Source organism: Metaplanococcus flavidus, from assembly GCF_042675885.1.
Classification (GTDB): domain Bacteria; phylum Bacillota; class Bacilli; order Bacillales_A; family Planococcaceae; genus Planococcus; species Planococcus flavidus.
In genome coordinates this window covers 52,182-71,323 of sequence record NZ_JBHTKI010000006.1, presented here as the reverse complement: position 1 = coordinate 71,323, position 19,142 = coordinate 52,182, and the positions used below count along the sequence as shown (strand labels likewise).

The window sequence follows — 19,142 nt, the reverse complement described above, 5'->3', positions numbered from 1 at the left end:
AAAAGAAAACCACCAGCACGGGAGCTGGTGGTTTCAAGTTTTACATTCTCCAAGCATTCTCTTTAACTAAAACTTCAATCCGTTTCATCGAACCCGGTTCAAAGCTTTCGACTGCTGTCGCAGCTTCTTCCAGTGCTTTCGAATAACGGAGCTGACGGAAAGATTCCTCAGCTTCCATCAGTTTATGGTTCATTTGCGGATTTGTTTTCCGGTAACGATTGCCATACTGGATAATGCGTTCGATCAATTGGACATTTTCAACCATCTCAACCGATTTTTCTTCCACTTCATCAATGGAACGTTCGGCTTTTACCAGGTAATTATCCACCAACTTCATATTCAATGGCACTTCCTGTAAGCCTTGCATCGCTACAAATAAGTTTTCTTCCGCTTCTTCCAGCCGGACATCCATTTCTTCGGGAATTCCTGGAGTGTTGGCTTTATGCAGCATTCTGTCTGTTTCCTGCAATTTCCTTTTCAGAACTTCTAGTCTTGCGCGCGCTTGATGCTCATCTGTCCGCAAGCTTTTCAGCGATTCTGAGAAACTGCTTTGAGTGGCATTAATCGTTTCCAGTTCGGCACGTATTTCACTCAACTCTTGGTGAAGGCTTGAATAGGCGGATTGGTCTTCCAGTGTGCGGGAATGCAACAAATCAAATCGCTTCTGAAGTTCTTCGAGAGATTCCAGGCAGGTTTTGGGAATTTTCACATCCTGCTCTTGAATTTTATAGCTTTGTTGGACCACAGCACACTCATCCGACATTTCCCTTGTTTCTGCAGTAACTTTTTCCAGCAAGTCAGCCGTTGTATTTTTATGCTGATCCACGTAATGTTTTGATTCGACCTCTTTTTCAAGCAGTTCATAGAATGAATCCACTTTTTCCTTCATTTCCTCGACAGAAGCTTGCGGCTCTTCAATATTGAGGCTGATCACTTGTTCTTTTGCTGCAGCGAGTTCTTTTTCCATCGCATCCAGCTGAACCGAAATTTCCAGATGTTCCAGATAATAGCCTTGAGATTCCATTTCGCGTATGCCATTCCGCAGTTCATTTATATAGGAAGGAATTTTTGACTGGATGTCCGCAAGCAATGGCGGAATGACTTCTATCAGTCGGAAGATATGCTTGGCTTCGCCTGAAAGGCTGATGACAATTTCGCGGGCCTTTAAGTAATTCCCTTCCGCCGTCAGCTGATCATATTCATCAAAAAGCGGAGTGAAAGTTTCCAGCTCCCTTTCGAGCTGGCCGGCGGCGGCACCATAAGAATGTTGGTGGGCCAATAGGCTTTTGCGGGCTTGTCTGTATTGGTCTCTGAGAAGATCCATCTCACTGCGGTTTTTTTCATCACTGCCGATCAGTTCTTCGAGTTCAACAAGAATCTCGTTCATCTGTTGATCGACCTGACCAATTTTCTCTTCCGCTTCTTTTTCAGAAGCCGATGCTTTCCCGAATTTGAAACGGTCGATTGCATCTTCTGCATCGAAAAGCAGGCCGTCAATTTGCGGAATATGTACATCCATGACTTCGGTCCAAGTTGCGCGCCAGCGTTCAAACATTTCTTCTGTCTGGCCGTTCATGTTCAATTGTTTCACTTTTGTCAATTCTTCTAATATCGGTTTGTTTTGTATTTGCAGTTTTAATTGTTCCAAGCGTTCAATTTCCGCATGATGTTTCTTCCGAAACATAAAGCCGACGATAATTAACGCTAATAGAATGATGACCGCAATGATGATATACTTCACCATAAGTCATATAGCCCCCTGTTCAAAATCACATTTCCAGCACTATGTAAATAAAATTCTAGATTCTCCTATTTTAACATGTAATGGCCTTTTGTGTTCGCGAAAATAAAATAAATCATATAAATATTTTCATTCCATTCGAAAGCAGGTTTTACAATGAAAAGAGATGCGCACATCCATTCTCCTTATTGCCCTCACGGCACGAAAGACTCGTTGGCAGCATATGTGGAAAAAGCGATAAAATCCGGTTTTAAGGATATCAGCTTCACAGAGCACGCCCCCCTTCCCCCTTCCTTTACAGATACGACGCCTGACAAGGACAGCGGGATGGATTTAGCTGCCTTATCGGAATATCTCGATGCTGTCGAAAGAGTTAAAGACATATATAAGAAAGATATCCGAATACGGACAGGTCTTGAAATTGATTTTATCGAAGGATATGAGCATGAAATCAAGAATTTTCTGGATCAATGGGGTCCACGACTCGACGATTCGATCCTGTCTGTACATTTCCTTAAACTTGAAGGCCGTTACATGTGCATCGATTTCAGTAAAGAAGTCTTTTTCGATGCAGCAAAAATTGCGGGATCCACCCAAAACCTCTATGACCGCTACTACGATGCTGTCGAAGCATCAGTATTGGCTGACCTTGGTTCCTATAAACCAAAACGCATCGGCCATCCGACGCTGGTACACAAATTCCAGCTTGACCATGGGGAAAAGATCGACGATCAGGCGCGGATCAAAGGGCTGTTGCGGAACATTGCAGATAACAGCTGCGAAATCGACTTGAACAGTGCCGGCTTGTCCAAACCCGGATGCCGCGAATCCTATCCGCCGGAAGTCTATCTTCCTTATGCAATTTCTCTTGGCATTCCGCTCATATTCGGATCCGATGCCCACAATGTCGCAGGCTTGCATAAGCATCAGGAAAAATTTTATAATGAATCCACTATGAATTAGAAAAGAGGTTCTCCATGTTTACACAAACAGATTACAGTGGCACACGCGCCGATCAATATTCAATGCTTGGCAAACAGCTTGATGCGCTTTTGACGGGTGAAACAAACAGAGTTGCAAATTTAAGCAATGCGGCAGCCTTGCTCAATCAATTTCTTGAACGCATCAATTGGGCCGGTTTTTATTTGATGGAAGAAGGCGAATTGGTCCTGGGACCTTTCCAGGGGCTCCCGGCTTGTGTGCGCATCCAGGTTGGACGCGGCGTTTGCGGAACCGCCGTTTCTGAAAAGAAAACCATGCTGGTGGAAGATGTTCACCAGTTTCCCGGACATATCGCCTGTGACGCAGCTTCGCGTTCGGAGATTGTTGTACCATTGATCAAAGACGGCGAAGTCATCGGCGTGCTCGACATCGACAGCCCGGAACTCAGTCGCTTTACCGAAGAAGATCAACTGGGCCTCGAGGCATTCACTGAAATTTTAATGCGCCACATCTAAAAAACCGGAAACTCTGTCGAAGAGTTTCCGGTTTTTCTTGGCTGTCGAAAAACCGACCACTTCTCCAATCATTTTGCTCTAGGCGGCCGCTTTCCTCGGGGAGCTGCCTGAGTCTCCTCGCTCGCTTCGCGTTGAAAACCGATGCTCCTGTCTCTGTCCCTGTCCCTGCATCGCTGCGCTAGCTTCGGGACATGGAAGAGCGTTGCATCGCTGCGTTAGCTTCGAGACAAGAAAACCGTTGCAGCGTTCAACGCTTCGTCGCAAAGGTTCGACCGAATGCTGTTCTGCCAAACCTTCCCTGCGAGGTCTCAGGACTCGCTCTGGTTCCCGATGGAGTCGCCGCCTGCCGCTTCATTCTGTTCTGTGCTGATAATGCAAGTGTTCACCTTCTCACATACCACACACTTAAACGTCTATTCCTTTATAGAAAAAGAGCTGAGATATGGAGCAAAACAGCGAAGACGCCCAGGGGAGCAGGCGAATGCCGACGAAGTGCAAGATCCACTCGGGCGATGTGCAACGAGACCGAGTTAGCTCAGCGCAAGCCAAGTGTTGGCCGAAGGCAGTTCGGCCGACGCTTTGCGACGAAGCTAGCGCAGCGATGCAGGAGCACGGGTTTTGGCAAGCGAAGCTGTTTTGCGGAATATCGGCTTTCATTTTTACTTTCTCAACAAGCTCAAAAAACCGGAAACTCTGTCGAAGAGTTTCCGGTTTTTCTTTATTCTGGTGCAATGTCCATTTTGTCTGCTGAAACCACTTTGATCAATTTTTCACGCGGCATCGACAGCCATTTTTCAACCTGATCGATAACCGCCGGTTTAGCGTAATAATACCCTTGCACTTCCTGACAGACGAGCTGATGTAGAAAATTACTTTCCTCCAGCCGTTCAATTCCTTCAGCCAGACACGTCAGCTGGAAACGATCTGCCATTGAAGCAATGGTCGTAACGATTCGCTGGCTGTTGGGATTACTGTCTACATTTTCAATAAAATCACGGGGAACTTTTATTTTATCGACCTGCACTTTTGCCAGGATTCCAAAGGAAGAATAGCCGGTGCCGAAATCATCGATGGCAATCCGGATTCCTTTCGCCCGCAGAGCATTGATTTTAGCCAAATCTTCAGGCCGGTTCTCAAATAATGAACGTTCGGTCAATTCAATTTCCAGCCGGTCAGGTGCGAATCCGATCCTCTTTAAAATCTGAAGAACATCTTCGACGAATCCTTCCTGCCTGATTTGTATGAAAGATACATTGACCGCAAGTTTTAAAGGACGCCCGATGGAATCTGACAGCATCTGAACTTCCCAGCACGCTTTTTCCAGAATCCATTTGCCAAGTTGTATGATAAATCCATTTTTCTCTGCAATACCAATAAACAAACCTGGCGAAATCATTCCCATCTGAGGATGGTTCCAACGGATCAGCGCCTCGACTCCGATAATCTGATTGGTTTCCAATTCAATTTGAGGCTGATAAACCACGTGAAATTCCGAATCAAGATTCGCCTGGTACAAGGCTTCTGAAATTTGTACCTGGTTCATTGTGCTGCTTCTTAATTTGTCGGAAGAAAAAGCGACTCTATTGATGCCCTCTTCTTTTGCCTGGTCCAATGCAAATTGTGCGTGGCGCAGCAACTCATCACTGGTTTCGCCATCCGCTCCGGAAAATGCTGCCCCGATATTAAAGGTCAATTGATAATCATAGCCGGCTAAATCATACGGAGCTGTCAGATATGCGAGCATTTTTTTCAGGTTTGTTTCCACATCTTCCTTATTAAAATTAGCGGTGGCCCCTAAGAAAGTGTTCCCTTCCCCTTTCGCCAAATAAATGTCTCCGGGCATTTTCTCTTCCAGTCTCTCTTTGACCATCAACAGCAATTCGTCCGTGCGTTGATAACCCAATACATCATATACGGATTGAAATTGATTCAACTCCAGTTTCCATAGAAAAATATCAGTTGATTCCAGTTTGTGATCCACATACAAATTAAAATCATAGCGGTTCGGTATTTTTAAAAACGGGTCCAAAAAGGCTGTTTCTTCCGCCTTGTATATGTAATGGTATAATAACTTCTCTTTATCGTTAATTGAGTACAGGGCATGCAGGCAAATGGCCGCTGCGATTGTAAAAAGCACCATCCGGATGATGTAATCATCGATTCCGAGCAGAACAGTCATTTGGGCTGGAGCTGTCATCATTAGAATGCCAAGTCCCAGCATTGAAGAGATAAATGAGTAAATCAGCATTTTCCAGCTTTGCAAAGTCATCGCCATCAGAAGATACAAGAAAGTCAAAGACCAGATGGTCGTTGCGGCGTCTTCTATAAAATAGAGCAGGATCAATGGAAAAAGCATGTAATTCAGTAAGTAAACATGAGGCCGTACCGCATCCCCTTCGCGCTTTTTACTGAGCCAAAGAGACAATAAACCGAGGATGATCATTCCGATTGGAACAGGATATTGCAAAAATGAAACGTTCCGCTGGTCCATCAGCATATAGAGGCCGAAGATAATACCTCCGACGAGATTTCCCCAGCCCATCACATCTCCCAGACGCTTGGCCACTTTCATTTTTAATTGTTCAGTCTCAAGTATGTAATTATTATTTATCCTGTGATTTGTCATGTAAACTACCTCATCCAGTGGATTCTGCATTTGCGCAGACGATTTATGTGTAATATCGGCATATTTCAGAAATACTTAACAGTTTCAAATATTTTTCCATTTACATACTTCATATGAATTAATTTATTATAGTTTATCTAGTATAAATTATTCATCATTAAACGCGCAATGATGAATTTTAAAAGTCGGTCCTGCAATTTTTTACTATTAGCATTTATAACATCTGAATTTCCAATAAAAAGGCCAATGGAGGGATACAGCATTCTCCACTGGCCTTGCCTAATAAATTGTATTGGTTCCTTTTACGCCATCTTTCCACTCGCGATTTTAAATTTCCTGCAGCTTGGCTTTGGTTGCCGTTTTTTCAAAAGCCGCAGTCAAGTCGGCGATAATATCATCAGACGCTTCCAAACCAATGGAAAGCCGGAGCAAGGAATCGGAAATTCCCATTGCATTTCTGGATGCTTCCGGAACAACCGCATGGGTCATCGAAGCCGGGTGCTGAATAAGCGTTTCGGCATCCCCCAGGCTCACGGCAATTTTGATAAGGGATAAAGCATTCATGAATTTTTGCGCTTCCTGCTTACCGCCTTCGAGCTCGAATGAAATCAGTCCGCCGCCTTTTGCCATTTGCTTTTGCGCCAGATCGTATTGCGGGTGGCTTGCATCCATCGGATAGAAAATTTTCTTTACCTCAGGCTGCTGCTGTAAAAACTGCAGAACTTTGCCGGCATTGGCAATGTGACGGTCCATTCTGACATGCAAGGTTTTCAGTCCTCTAAGCAGGAGCCAGGCATCAAACGGAGACATGATGCCTCCCACATCTTTTTGCACTGTCATACGCAGATGCTGCATTTCCTGCCCGTCTTTCCCAACCAGAATACCTCCAATGACATCGCCATGCCCATTGAGGTATTTCGTTGCACTGTGAAGGACAAAATCAGCTCCCATTTTCAGGGGATTCTGCAGATAAGGTGAACAGAATGTATTGTCGACTACTACACGGATTCCGTGCCTGTTGGCAACTTTGATGACCGCTTCCAAATTGACGAGTTCCATTGTCGGGTTGATTGGTGTTTCGACGTAAATGCAGACTGTTTCAGGTTTTATCGCCGCTTCGATTTCTTCTTCAGTAACCATGGAAACCAAGTCGTGGGTAATGCCATATTTTTCTTCCATTATTTCAAGGAGACCAAAAGTGCAGCCATAAATCCCCCGCGAACACAGAACATGGTCATTGGCTTTCGTCAAATAGATCAGAATAGCACTTACCGATGCCATACCGGACCCGAATGCGAGCGCCCCTTCGCCGTATTCGATATCGGCCATTCGTTCTTCAAGCACACGGACTGTCGGGTTGCCGAGCCTGGAATAGATATTCCCTTCCGTATTGCCGGCAAAACGGTCCTCCCCTTCTTCTGCAGTGGCAAATGAAAACGTCGATGTTTGATAAAGCGGAGTTGCTAGGCTGTCGTGATGCTTCGCACTGTCATAGCCCCTGTGAATGACCGCAGTTTCCATACTCATTTTAGATTTTTCCATTTTTACACCCCTTATACATACTTAGAAAGCGCTTACATCTATCCTCTTCATTCTACCGCGAAACCGCATAAAAGAAAAGCCGGCTTCCTATAGTTGATAATAAAGATTGACTTTTGGCGTTGAAACCGGTTATACTATGCTTTGTGTAAAATAATCGCAGCAGTTGTATGTGCCTGCCCGCCCATTTTATTCCTTATATGACTAACCCAATGTCTGGGTCCGGACTATAGAGGTGTATCGCGTAACTCTTGGCTGCTGAGCGAAGGTACAAGATTATAAAATGGCTTGCAGCATGAATGCATCTGGTTTTTATTTTACTCTAAAAACCAAAAATAGAGGAGGAGACTATTATGTCTCGTTATACAGGTCCAGCATGGAAACTGTCCCGCCGTTTGGGAATTTCCCTTTCAGGTACAGGTAAAGAATTAGAAAAACGCCCTTACGCACCAGGTCAACACGGAGCTAACCAACGCAGAAAAGTTTCTGAGTATGGTTTGCAACTTCAAGAAAAACAAAAACTTCGTTTCATGTTCGGAGTAACTGAACGCCAATTTAAAACACTATTCAACAAATCTGGTAAAATGCCAGGTAAACACGGTGAAAACTTCATGATCTTGCTTGAAGCCCGCCTTGATAACGTTGTTTATCGTTTAGGACTTGCGCGCACTCGCCGCCAGGCTCGCCAATTGGTAAACCACGGTCACATCCTTGTTGATGGTAAACGCCTTGACATCCCGTCATACAGCGTAAAACCAGGACAAACGATTACTTTCCGTGAAAAATCAAACAACCTTGACATCGTCAATGAATCAATTGAAGTGAACAGCTTTGTTCCTGAATATGTTTCAATCGACGCTGACAAAAAAGAAGGTACATTTGTACGTTACCCAGAGCGCAGCGAATTGTCTGCTGAAATCAACGAGCAATTGATCGTTGAGTACTACTCACGTTAATCTTACGATTTCAAACCCCGAACCGGATTCTCCGGTTTGGGGTTTTTCTGTTTCTCAGCGCCATGTCACCGGTAAGACTCCCCTGCTTTATGATAAACTGGGGAAAATGGAGGTGCAGCAATGAGAATCATTTCAATTTGTCCAAGCAACACTGAATTGCTGGCGTTTTTAGGCGCAGAAAGCATGCTGGTCGGCATAGACGATTATTCCGATTGGCCTGAACAAATCACCCACTTGCCGAGACTCGGTCCTGACCTTTCCATACGGATGGATGAACTGGAAGGTCTGAAGCCCGATTTGGTACTGGCGTCGCTGAGTGTACCAGGTATGGAAAAAAATGTGGAAGAATTGAAAAAAAGAAATATCCCCCATATGATCCTGAATCCTCAAAGTCTGGATGACATCGGCCAGGATCTTTTGGCAGTCGGTGAGGCTTGTGGTGTCGACGCGCTCGTTGCATATTCTGCATACGTTTCAGCAATTGATGAGATAAAAGAGCGTTCCGCCAATGCCGAAAGACGCCCTTCACTCTACTGGGAGTGGTGGCCGAAACCGATTTTCACTCCCGGACGGATCAATTGGCTAACAGAAATCAGTCAAATCACAGGTGCTCACAATGTATTCGATGACATCGATTCGGCTAACATCCAAACCGATTGGGAAGATGTTCTGCACCGGGATCCGGATTATATCCTGTTGGCATGGGTCGGCATCATGACTGATAAAGTGAAACCTGCACTCGTCCGAAAAAGGCCTGGTTATGAGTCAATGAAAGCTGCGGACAACATCCACATAATGGAAGAAGAACTCTATTGCCGCCCATCTCCCCGGCTGATTGAAGGAGCCATTAAACTCGGCATGCTTCTGCATCCCGAACAGTTCAATTCAATGGAGATGCCGGCTTTTTTAAAGCATTAAAAGATTGTGGAGAATTTTTCATTTTATTACAATTAAAAAGCAACGCCATCCAAATTGGAGGCGTTGCTTTTGTCTGTGAAATTTATTCGAAATAATTATTATAGACTTCTGGACCCTCTGATACCGCCGGTTCTATCTGTATTCCCGATCAATGGATCGGTTTCTGAAAAGCTCTCGCGGTCTTTGCGATCAGGAATATCCAGCGTATCGTCTTCAACCAATACGAGAATTTCACCTTCATTGAACCGGTTTTCATAATCCTTCGCTTCATCTTCGGGAATACCCATACCGATTAATGCGCCAGCCAGACCACCAACGCCCGCACCTGCTGCAGCCCCGGTTAAACCGGCTACAATCGGGCCGGCAGCAACAATTGGCCCGATACCAGGTATCGCCAGTGCACCAATCCCGGCAAGAACGCCGCCGAGTCCACCTAGTGCCCCGCCAGCCAATGCTCCGGTTGCTGCACCTTCACCGGCATGCGTGTCTGTTTCTTCGGTCACATGTTTTGTTTTTTCTTCATTTTTTCCGAGAACGGAAATGTCCTCAGAACGATGTCCTCTTTTTTTTAAATCTTCAATCGCTTCAATTGCCTGTTCTTCTGTCCGATATGAACCTACTACTCTTGACATTATTACGCCTCCTTAGATTTGTAAGTCAGTATAAAGGGTCTCACGGTTCAAATTTACCCGCAGAAAAACAGTTTAAACATTCACACCAATAAAACCCATTACAAAAGAGGATTCTAAACGAAGTGGCCCGCTCTTTTTTATGAATATTACGCTAAAAACTGCACCATATGGTATTTCTTTTTGCCACGGCGTATGATTGCAAAAGTATCTTCAAGGCGGTCCTTGCCATCAATGATGTAATCAAGATCCGTCACTTTTTCACCGTTTACAGAAATGGCTCCATTCGTGACATCTTCCCTCGCCTGCCGTTTGGATGAAGAAATCCCGGCTTCAACAATCAAATCGACAATGGGTTTAGCCGTCCGCTCCATTTCAATAGAAGGAACGTCTTTGAAAGCTGCTTTCATTTCACTTGCGGATAACGCTTTGAGATCGCCACTGAATAATGCCTTTGTGATGCGCTGGGCATCATCCAAAGCGGATTCACCGTGGATCAATTTCGTCATTTCTTCTGCAAGCACTTTTTGCGCTTTCCGGAGATGCGCTTCTGTTTCCACCGTTTTCTCCAGAGCCTCAACTTCTTCACGGCTGATGAAGGTGAAAATTTTCAAGTATTTGATGACGTCGGCATCTGAAGTGTTGATCCAGAATTGGTAAAACTCGTAAGGAGAAGTTTTCTTTGCATCCAGCCACACAGAGCCTCCGGCAGATTTTCCGAACTTCGTGCCATCCGCTTTTGTCACCAGCGGAATCGTGATGCCAAAAGCTTTTGTTTCTTCGCCGTGTGTCTTGCGGATCACTTCGAGACCGGATGTGATATTGCCCCATTGATCCGATCCGCCGATTTGCACCCGGCAATTGTAATTATCATATAAATGGTTAAAATCGATTGCCTGGATCAGCGTGTATGAAAACTCGGTAAATGAAATGCCCGTTTCGAGGCGGGACGCCACGGAATCTTTCGCAAGCATATAATTGACGGAAATCAGTTTACCAAAATCACGGAGAAATTCAATAACGCTCATTGCGCCTATCCAATCCCGGTTATTGACCATTTGCGCCCCATTTTCAGTCTGGAAATCAAAAATCTGCTGCATTTGTACTTTAATACCGTCCACGTTGCGGTCGATCTGTTCAGCAGTCTGCAATTGGCGCTCCTCGTTGCGGCCTGATGGATCGCCGATCATCCCTGTGGCTCCGCCCACCAACAGGATCGGCCTGTGGCCATGCATCTGAAAGCGGCGCAATGTCAGAAGTGGTACGATGTGGCCGATATGCATGCTGTCTGCAGTTGGATCGACACCGCAATACAGCGAGATCTTATCTTTCTCCAAAACCTCAGCCAACCCTTCTTCATCAGTCTGCTGGTATAATAATCCTCTCCACTTCAGATCTTCCAATAATTCATTCGACATTCCAATTCCTCCTCGAGTACAATTACTTAAACGGACAATGCAGAAGTTCTTAAACAATAAAAAAGCGCCCCTGCATGTCAGACATGCAGGGACGCAATTGCGCGGTACCACCCAGCTTGAAGGAATTCAATCATTCCCTCCACCTCAAATGTGCCGAACGGGGCACAGCCGAAAACTCCAAACCTGTAATTCAGCTTCTGTGTTTTTACCGATTCACACCAACCATCGGCTCTCTTTAAAAAATCACAGTTCCTACTTCGGATTCTTCACAGTTTTAATATTAAAAGATAATAGTAGTGTACTTTATTATCGCAGATTGTCAATAACTTAGTCGACAATATAAGAATATGTTATAATATAAAAAGATTTTAGGGGGTAGATATTGTGCGTGAACGAATAAGATCTTGGCAAAAGAAATCTGAAGACATATATCATAAATGGCACTCGACAAAATGGTCAAAAGGACTGAATATTACCACTGGCGTATTTTGGAACCTTGCAATCCTGTTGGCCATCCTGCTGATGATCGGTGGAGTTTTCGCCGCATCGGTTGGTGCAGGATACTTCGCATCTTTAGTGGACGAAGAAGAACTGCGCACCGAAAGCGATATGCGCGGTGAAATCTATGCCTATGAGGAAACGTCTGAAATATTCTTTGGAAACGATGAATATTTAGGGAAATTGAAGACCGACCTCGAACGTGAAGAAACGAACCTTGATATGGTGTCTGATTATGCGATCGACGCTGTGCTGGCAACCGAAGATGAATATTTCAATGAACATGAAGGCATAGTTCCGAAAGCGATATTCCGCGGACTTTTCCAGGATGTTTCAAATGCTGACAGCCAAACCGGCGGCTCTACGCTGACTCAGCAGCTCATCAAGAACCAGATTCTGACGAATGAAGTTTCCTACGAACGTAAAGCAAAAGAAATTTTACTTGCAATGCGCCTGGAGAAATTCATGAAAAAAGAAGAGATTCTGGAAGCTTACCTGAACATCATACCTTACGGCAGAAATTCAGCCGGAACGAATATCGCCGGCATTGAAACTGCAGCAAATGGGATTTTTAACGTACCGGCAAGCGAATTGAATCTTCCACAGGCTGCTTTTATCGCTGGAATTCCAAAAGCGCCTTTCCGCTATACACCGTACTCATCAGGCGGCGGACTGAAAGAACCTGAGTACTTGGAATTTGGAATCGACCGCATGAGAACAGTCCTTTACCGCATGCTGGAAACTGAATTCATTACCCAGGAAGAATACGATGCGGCAATCGCCTACGATATCATCCAGGATTTCAGAGAAGATGAAACCCGCTCTTATGAAAGATACCCGCATATTACAACCGAAGTTGAAAAACGCGCGACACGCATCATCATGGATGTGCTCGCTGAAGAAGCCGGAATCGACCCTGCCAGCTTGTTGGAAAACGACAAGCTATATGAAGAATATCAAATTTTGGCTGACCGGGCGGTCCGTTCAAGAGGATACCGGATCCATTCCAGTATTGACAAGGAATTATATGACGCCCAACAGGCTGCAAAGAATGCCTACGAGTCATATGGGCCGACCCTGACTAAAACAATCATCAACCAGGAAGGCGAGGAAGAAGAAGTTCCGATGCCTGTGCAGGTCGCTTCCGTTACGACCGAAAATGATACGGGTCGCATGTTGAGTTTTGTCGGAGGACGCGACCATGAAGTCTCCAATTTTAATTACGCCACTCAGGCATCCCGCTCCATCGGCTCCACCGCAAAACCGTTATTGGTTTATGGTCCAGCTCTCGAGTATGGAAAAATCGGTGCCGGAAGCCCTGTAGTAGATGTGAAATTTGAAGTTATGCAAAGTAACGGAAGACCTTGGACACCAAGCAACTTTACAGCTACCAGTGAACAAGGCATTATGTCTGCACGTGACGCTTTGGCACAGTCACAGAACTTGCCGGCAATCCGCCTGTTCGCTCAGATCCAAAATCAGATGCCAATCACTTATCTGATGAAAAACGGATTTTCTTCAGTTGAGGAATCAGAAAACGCCAATCCAACCTCCGCACTTGGTGGGGGAATCGAAGGCACGGCAGAAGAAGTTGCCAATGCTTATGCAACATTTGCCAATGGAGGCACATTTGCAGCATCTTCCATGATCGACCGGATTGAAGATCCTGAAGGAAATATTATTTTTGAACATGAAATTGAAACTGAGGAAGTTTATACTCCTCAAACATCTTATGTAATTACCGATATGCTCCGTGATGTGTTCAGTGGGCCACGCGGAACTGCAAATCGTGCAAATGATCTATTGAAATTTAATGCTGATTTCGCCGGCAAGAGTGGTACAACCCAAGAAACACGGGATGTATGGCTTGTTGGATATAATCCAAATGTGACAATGAGCGTTTGGCTGGGTTATGACCAGGAGACGAGTTCTCTGGACATTATGCGCAATAGCACCCTTCAGCCGTCTACACGCGTTAACCAGGTTTGGGCAACTTTGATGAATGCCTCTTATGACGTTGACCCTGAACTTTTCGGTACTCAGGAAACGTTTGAAGAACCTGCTGGCATTGTCAGCCGTTCGTTCTGCGGCATTTCCGGTCTCGCTCCAAGTGATAGCTGTTCAGGAGATGGCCTTGTCAGATCCGATTTATTCATAGCTGACGTCATGGTCCCGACAAAACCTGATGACAGCTTAACGACCGGCAGATATACGACGATTGATGGAAGTCGTTATGCCGCCCTTTCTTCCACACCTGCAGAATTTGTTTCCGGTGGAGGAGTTGGCGTTTCAGAAGACTTTATCGACAGAGTTCTTGCCCCATATGGCGGAGATGCCAGCAAGCTGTTCCCGTCGGATTCACGATTCTCTAATGTTGTTTCATCAACGACCTTTGATGCGGACAATGCAGCACCTGGTGCCGTTCAAGCAGCACTAAACGGAAGCCAACTTACTTGGAGCGATTCAGCTTCCAATGACGTCGTGGGCTACAGGGTCTATCGCAATAATTCCCGAGTTGGTTCGATTTCTGAATCTGCAGGAAACTCCTATACAGTTTCAGGACCGGGAAGTTATACTGTTCGCGCTGTTGATATAACTGGAAGAGAATCATCCAATTCCAATACAGCAGCAATCGCAGCACCTGAACCAGAGACACAACCAAACAACGAAAATGATAATGATTCTCCTGCTTCATCGATGCCATCACCTCCGGCCACAGAACCTGAAGAGCCGGCGGAACCGGCGGAGCCTGATGAGCCTGCAGAACCGGAAAATCCACCATCGGATCCGGAAGATCCTCCTGAAGAACCTGAGGAACCGGAAGAGCCGGTTGATCCTCCTGAAGAACCGGAAGATCCTGAAGATACCGATGATGCAGCATAATAATCAAAAAGATCTGGCCCGAATTAAACTGGGCCGGATCTTTTTCGGCATAAAAAAGGACAGCGGAGAAATTCCGCTGTCCTTTTTATTTTCCCATCAATCCTCCATAGTCGACAAATCGCCCGCCGGAAGATCCAGTTCCCATGCTTTCAATACACGACGCATAATTTTACCGCTTCTTGTTTTCGGAAGCTTATCTTTAAATTCTATTTCTCTTGGGGCTGCATGGGCAGCCAGGCCTTTTTTGACAAATTGCTGAATGTCCTGTATCAATTCTTCAGACGGCTCATAGCCTTCAACCAATGCCACGAACGCTTTGATGATTTCACCGCGCACCGGATCGGGTTTGCCAATGACTCCCGCTTCCGCTACGGCCGGATGTTCCAGCAGTTTGCTTTCGACTTCGAAAGGCCCTACCCGTTCACCGGAAGTCATGATCACATCATCCACACGTCCCTGGAACCAATAGTATCCTTCTTCATCCTTATAGGCAGAATCCCCTGAAACATACCATTTATCCTTCAGGAAATAGGATTCGAATTTCTCTGGATTGTTCCAGATTTGGCGCATCATGGACGGCCACCCTTTTTCAATGGCCAAATTCCCCATCTGGTTGGCAGGAAGCTCATTGCCTTGATCGTCAACGATGGCGACTTTAATTCCTGGCACAGGCTTGCCCATCGAACCAGGTTTGATATCCAGGGAAGGATAATTACAAATGACCTGCGCACCGGTTTCTGTCATCCACCATGTGTCATGGATACGCCGTTTGAATACCTCCGCCCCCCAGCGGATCACTTCAGGATTCAACGGTTCTCCAACAGACAGCACATGTCGCAATGTTGACAGATCATATTCTTTCACCAAAGCATCCCCAGCGCCCATCAACATACGGAACGCAGTTGGTGCACTGTACCAGACAGTCACGCCGTAGTCTTCGATGGCTTTGTACCACCCTTCCGGTGAAAAGCGTCCACCGATAATTACTGTGGTCGTGCCGTTCAGCCATGGAGCGAATACACCGTATGAGGTTCCCGTGACCCAACCCGGGTCAGCTGTGCACCAATAGATATCCTGTTCGTTGAAATCCAGTACCCATTTCGCTGTCTGAAGATGCTGTACCATTGCGTATTGCGCATGCAGGACACCTTTGGGCTTACCCGTGGAACCTGAAGTATAATGCAGAACCAGACCGTCTTCTTTATCGAGCCATTCTACTTCAAAACTGTCGGGACAGTTAGGAATGTGCTTCAGAACATCAACCGTATGATCGTCTTCCTCAATATCATCTCCTACCAGAAATACTGTTTTCAAATTCGGCAGCTTATCGAATGGCACCCGCGACAGCAGCTCCGGAGTTGTAATGATTGCTTTGGCATCACTATCGTCCAACCGGTCATAAATTGCCCCTTCCATAAACGCTTCAAACAATGGACCGACAATCAGACCCATTTTCAAGGCACCAAACATCGTGAAATATAATTCCGGTGATCGTGGCATGAAAATGAATATACGATCTCCCTTCTCCAGGTTTGAATGCGATTTCAGCATATTCGCCGCACGGTTTGTCATTCGTTTCATCTCATAAAAAGTGTAGGACTCTTTTCGGAATTGATCCATATAATAAAGAGCCACTTTGTTTTTCCGGTCAGACTCCGCATGGCGGTCAATTGCTTCATGCGCCATATTGACTTTTCCTGTTTCGTACCAGCTGAATTCCTTCTCAACATCATTCCAGTCAAATTGGGATGAGACCTCATCGTAATTATGTAAATTGTAGTTTCCAGGCAATGCCGGCAATGATTCCACTTTCATCCTAACCATCCTTTCTATTCATATCTAGTTATTATTCTACAACAGCCAATGTACGAATGGCTAATTATTTTCACTTTTTAGAAAATGGAGAGCGCTTTCAAAGTGATTAGCCATCATGTTGGTATATCATGTATAATGAAGCTAATTGCAAACATACAGGCGGTGAAATGATGGAACATAAAAAAACCTATAATGCTATGGAATTGAAAACGAAACACGGCAGGATCATCATTGAAGGTCCAGTGCCTCCCCATGAGCTTCAAACGCTGGATTTCCATGAAGAGCTGGTAGCATTTCGTCCAGCCAATCAACAACATAAAGCTGTTGTGGGGATAGCTGAGTTGCCTGAAGGCCGCATTATTATCGCGAGGTCCAATAATACCATTGTCGGATATGCCACATTTCTCTATCCAGATCCGCTCGAACGCTGGTCCGAAGGAAATATGGAAAACCTGATTGAGCTTGGAGCGATTGAAGTGATTCCGAAATTCAGGGGAAGCGGCGTCGGCAAAGCTTTATTGAAAACGTCAATGATGGATGATGCCCTGGAAGATTTCATCGTTATTACCACTGAATATTATTGGCATTGGGATTTGAAGGGAACCGGACTCAATGTTTGGGAATACCGCAAAATCATGGAAAAAATGATGCAGGCTGGCGGTCTGGAATATTACGCTACAGACGAACCGGAAATCAGCTCGCATCCTGCAAATTGCCTGATGGCGAAAATTGGCAGTCGCGTAGACCGTGAATCAGTGCAGAAGTTTGATCAACTGCGTTTTAAACACAGATATATGTACTAACCAAAAGGGGTGTTTGTATTGCTATTGGAAGAAATCATGAAAACCGAGGTCCATTCGTTAAGCCCACAGCAGAAAGTGCAAGATGTCATTGATCTGTTTGAACGTGCAAGAATCCGGCATGCCCCCGTGGTGGATGAAGGAAAAGTAGTCGGCGTTGTGACTGATCGCGATTTGAAAGATGCTCTTCCCTCCCGTTTTACCGTTTCGCCGAAGGGTGAACCTTATCAAAAATTGGTTGAAGAAATCATGACCAAAAATCCTATCACCGCCCATCCAATGGATTCTGTCGAAGAAATTGCCATGGTTTTCTACGAACAGAAGGTTGGCTGCCTGCCGATCATCAGCAGCGGCAAGCTTGTCGGTTTTATCACGGAAACGGATCTTTTGTACACCTTCATCGAGTTAACGGGAACCCATCAGCCGGGTTCACAAATCGAAATCCGTGTCCATGACCGATCAGGTGTGCTTCGGGAAGTGTCCGAGGTTTTCTTTCGCCATAATATCAATGTACTCAGTGTTCTGGTCTATCCGGACAGAGAGAATAAGGAAAATAAAATTCTTGTCTTCCGTGTCCAAACCATGAATCCCCTTGCTCTAATTAATGACTTACGCAAAGAAGGTTTTGATGTCCTATGGCCAAAAATGCCGCAAATCAACGAATAAAGCATGCAGTTTTTGTCTACTCCGACGATCAGCTGGGCTATAAGTTTTCCGAAACCCATCCGTTCAATCAAAAGCGGCTTGTACTGACAGTTGACCTGTTGCGGGAAATGAATGCGCTTCCAGATGATTTGATTGTCCCTGCCCGCATTGCAACTGATGAAGAACTGATGCTGGCACATGATGAGCGTTATATCGATATCGTCAAAAAGGCGAGCAAAGGTGAAATCACCCCTCAAGCAGGAGAAGGCTATGGCATCGGTACAGAAGATACCCCCATATTCGAAAACATGCACGAAGCGAGCGCCAGACTTGTTGGGGGCACACTGACAGCTGTCGATTACGTCATGGAAGGAAAAGCGCAGCACGCTTTAAATCTTGGCGGTGGTCTGCATCACGGTTTCCGCGGAAAAGCATCCGGCTTCTGTATTTATAACGACAGCTCTGTCGCCATCAATTATCTGAAAGAAAAATATGGTGCACGGGTTCTATACATTGATACAGATGCCCATCATGGCGATGGCGTCCAATGGTGTTTTTATGATGATCCTGACGTCTGTACGGTGTCGATTCACGAAACCGGACGCTATCTCTTTCCTGGGACCGGCAATATCAATGAGCGCGGAAATGGACAGGGCTATGGAACTTCTTTCAACTTTCCCATTGATGCCTTTACAGAAGACGAATCTTTTCTGGAAATCTATCGTACTGCCATGAAAGAAATTGTGGAGCATTTTAAGCCCGATGTAATCCTTTCACAAAATGGTGCCGACGCCCATTATCTTGATCCTTTGACACATCTTTATGGAACGATGGATATTTATAAGGAAATCCCCAAAATCGCACATGAGCTGGCGCACGAATATTGTGGCGGTAAATGGATTGCGGTTGGAGGAGGCGGCTATGATATCTGGCGGGTTGTCCCCCGCGCCTGGTCGTATCTATGGTTGGAGATGAACGATATTCCGCAACCATCCGGAAAACTGCCTCAAAACTGGCTCGATAAATGGCAACCCGAGTCTCCGGTAAAACTGATAGAAACCTGGGAAGATCCTGAGAATATGTATGAAGCTATTCCAAGAAAAGAGGAAATCACCGATAAGAATCATCAAATGATGGAGAAAGCACTCTACATCATTCGTCATACGCAAAAAAAACTGTCTTGAAATTGAGACGCAAAAAAGCTGCCCGAGATTGAC

General features: G+C 45.4%; 14 protein-coding genes and 1 other annotated feature. Of the genes, 8 read left to right on the top strand and 6 right to left on the bottom strand.

Annotation, left to right across the window (positions count from 1 at the left end; genetic code table 11):
- Window positions 1-40: 40 nt before the first annotated feature.
- Window positions 41-1,744: a septation ring formation regulator EzrA gene (ezrA, locus tag ACFQ1X_RS02960; RefSeq protein ID WP_144838784.1), complete on the bottom strand. Its 1,704-nt coding sequence runs from the start codon at window positions 1,742-1,744 to the stop codon at window positions 41-43.
- 153 nt (window positions 1,745-1,897) lie between these two features.
- On the opposite strand from ezrA, the gene hisJ reads away from it, so the two are divergent.
- The gene (hisJ, locus tag ACFQ1X_RS02955; protein ID WP_144838782.1) at window positions 1,898-2,704 is read left to right on the top strand and encodes a histidinol-phosphatase HisJ; all 807 of its coding nucleotides are present in this window, start codon (window positions 1,898-1,900) and stop codon (window positions 2,702-2,704) included.
- 14 nt (window positions 2,705-2,718) lie between these two features.
- Window positions 2,719-3,198 carry a GAF domain-containing protein gene (locus ACFQ1X_RS02950; RefSeq protein WP_144838780.1) on the top strand — a complete coding sequence of 160 codons (480 nt, stop codon included), beginning with the start codon at window positions 2,719-2,721 and terminating at the stop codon, window positions 3,196-3,198.
- A gap of 718 nt (window positions 3,199-3,916) precedes the next feature.
- On the opposite strand, the gene ACFQ1X_RS02945 is transcribed toward ACFQ1X_RS02950, so the two are convergent.
- Both ACFQ1X_RS02945 and megL read right to left on the bottom strand, forming a co-directional pair.
- A complete protein-coding gene (locus tag ACFQ1X_RS02945) occupies window positions 3,917-5,824 on the bottom strand; it encodes a putative bifunctional diguanylate cyclase/phosphodiesterase (protein WP_379081291.1) in 1,908 nt (635 codons plus the stop codon).
- A gap of 327 nt (window positions 5,825-6,151) precedes the next feature.
- Window positions 6,152-7,366 carry a methionine gamma-lyase gene (gene megL / locus ACFQ1X_RS02940; protein ID WP_144838777.1) on the bottom strand — a complete coding sequence of 405 codons (1,215 nt, stop codon included), beginning with the start codon at window positions 7,364-7,366 and terminating at the stop codon, window positions 6,152-6,154.
- A gap of 350 nt (window positions 7,367-7,716) precedes the next feature.
- Between megL and rpsD the strand changes: the two genes are divergently transcribed.
- Window positions 7,717-8,319: a 30S ribosomal protein S4 gene (gene rpsD / locus ACFQ1X_RS02935; RefSeq protein WP_144838775.1), complete on the top strand. Its 603-nt coding sequence runs from the start codon at window positions 7,717-7,719 to the stop codon at window positions 8,317-8,319.
- A 120-nt stretch (window positions 8,320-8,439) separates the two neighbouring features.
- Window positions 8,440-9,237, top strand: coding sequence for a cobalamin-binding protein (locus ACFQ1X_RS02930; protein WP_144838773.1), 798 nt, complete (start codon window positions 8,440-8,442; stop codon window positions 9,235-9,237).
- Between the two features lie 98 nt (window positions 9,238-9,335).
- Here ACFQ1X_RS02930 and ACFQ1X_RS02925 read toward each other — a convergent pair whose 3' ends face one another.
- Together ACFQ1X_RS02925 and tyrS are read right to left on the bottom strand one after the other, a co-directional pair.
- Entirely contained in the window at window positions 9,336-9,869 is a 534-nt protein-coding gene (locus ACFQ1X_RS02925) for a general stress protein (RefSeq protein ID WP_144838771.1), read from the bottom strand.
- Between the two features lie 146 nt (window positions 9,870-10,015).
- Window positions 10,016-11,284, bottom strand: coding sequence for a tyrosine--tRNA ligase (gene tyrS, locus ACFQ1X_RS02920; protein ID WP_144838769.1), 1,269 nt, complete (start codon window positions 11,282-11,284; stop codon window positions 10,016-10,018).
- An 84-nt stretch (window positions 11,285-11,368) separates the two neighbouring features.
- Window positions 11,369-11,563, bottom strand: a binding site (T-box leader).
- 105 nt (window positions 11,564-11,668) lie between these two features.
- Here tyrS and ACFQ1X_RS02915 point away from each other — a divergent pair.
- Window positions 11,669-14,665 carry a transglycosylase domain-containing protein gene (locus ACFQ1X_RS02915; protein WP_144838767.1) on the top strand — a complete coding sequence of 999 codons (2,997 nt, stop codon included), beginning with the start codon at window positions 11,669-11,671 and terminating at the stop codon, window positions 14,663-14,665.
- 96 nt (window positions 14,666-14,761) lie between these two features.
- Here ACFQ1X_RS02915 and acsA read toward each other — a convergent pair whose 3' ends face one another.
- A complete protein-coding gene (acsA, locus tag ACFQ1X_RS02910) occupies window positions 14,762-16,480 on the bottom strand; it encodes an acetate--CoA ligase (RefSeq protein WP_144838765.1) in 1,719 nt (572 codons plus the stop codon).
- Window positions 16,481-16,650: 170 nt separating this feature from the next.
- On the opposite strand from acsA, the gene ACFQ1X_RS02905 reads away from it, so the two are divergent.
- The 3 genes from ACFQ1X_RS02905 to ACFQ1X_RS02895 are packed head-to-tail and all read left to right on the top strand — an operon-like array spanning window position 16,651 to window position 19,109.
- The gene (locus ACFQ1X_RS02905; protein WP_144838763.1) at window positions 16,651-17,283 is read left to right on the top strand and encodes a GNAT family N-acetyltransferase; all 633 of its coding nucleotides are present in this window, start codon (window positions 16,651-16,653) and stop codon (window positions 17,281-17,283) included.
- Between the two features lie 18 nt (window positions 17,284-17,301).
- The gene (locus tag ACFQ1X_RS02900; protein WP_144838761.1) at window positions 17,302-17,946 is read left to right on the top strand and encodes an acetoin utilization AcuB family protein; all 645 of its coding nucleotides are present in this window, start codon (window positions 17,302-17,304) and stop codon (window positions 17,944-17,946) included.
- Window positions 17,916-19,109, top strand: a complete 1,194-nt coding sequence (locus tag ACFQ1X_RS02895) for an acetoin utilization protein AcuC (RefSeq protein WP_379081283.1) — start codon at window positions 17,916-17,918, stop codon at window positions 19,107-19,109. Before ACFQ1X_RS02900 ends, ACFQ1X_RS02895 begins: the two co-directional genes overlap by 31 nt.
- Window positions 19,110-19,142 lie beyond the last annotated feature (33 nt).

Excerpts from the sequence above, each read along its gene's own strand:
- ezrA (WP_144838784.1), bottom strand. The coding sequence starts at position 1,744 with ATGGTGAAGTATATCATCATTGCGGTCATCATTCTATTAGCGTTAATT.
- hisJ (WP_144838782.1), top strand. The coding sequence starts at position 1,898 with ATGAAAAGAGATGCGCACATCCATTCTCCTTATTGCCCTCACGGCACG.
- ACFQ1X_RS02950 (WP_144838780.1), top strand. The coding sequence starts at position 2,719 with ATGTTTACACAAACAGATTACAGTGGCACACGCGCCGATCAATATTCA.
- ACFQ1X_RS02945 (WP_379081291.1), bottom strand. The coding sequence starts at position 5,824 with ATGACAAATCACAGGATAAATAATAATTACATACTTGAGACTGAACAA.
- megL (WP_144838777.1), bottom strand. The coding sequence starts at position 7,366 with ATGGAAAAATCTAAAATGAGTATGGAAACTGCGGTCATTCACAGGGGC.
- rpsD (WP_144838775.1), top strand. The coding sequence starts at position 7,717 with ATGTCTCGTTATACAGGTCCAGCATGGAAACTGTCCCGCCGTTTGGGA.
- ACFQ1X_RS02930 (WP_144838773.1), top strand. The coding sequence starts at position 8,440 with ATGAGAATCATTTCAATTTGTCCAAGCAACACTGAATTGCTGGCGTTT.
- ACFQ1X_RS02925 (WP_144838771.1), bottom strand. The coding sequence starts at position 9,869 with ATGTCAAGAGTAGTAGGTTCATATCGGACAGAAGAACAGGCAATTGAA.
- tyrS (WP_144838769.1), bottom strand. The coding sequence starts at position 11,284 with ATGTCGAATGAATTATTGGAAGATCTGAAGTGGAGAGGATTATTATAC.
- acsA (WP_144838765.1), bottom strand. The coding sequence starts at position 16,480 with ATGAAAGTGGAATCATTGCCGGCATTGCCTGGAAACTACAATTTACAT.
- ACFQ1X_RS02905 (WP_144838763.1), top strand. The coding sequence starts at position 16,651 with ATGGAACATAAAAAAACCTATAATGCTATGGAATTGAAAACGAAACAC.
- ACFQ1X_RS02895 (WP_379081283.1), top strand. The coding sequence starts at position 17,916 with ATGGCCAAAAATGCCGCAAATCAACGAATAAAGCATGCAGTTTTTGTC.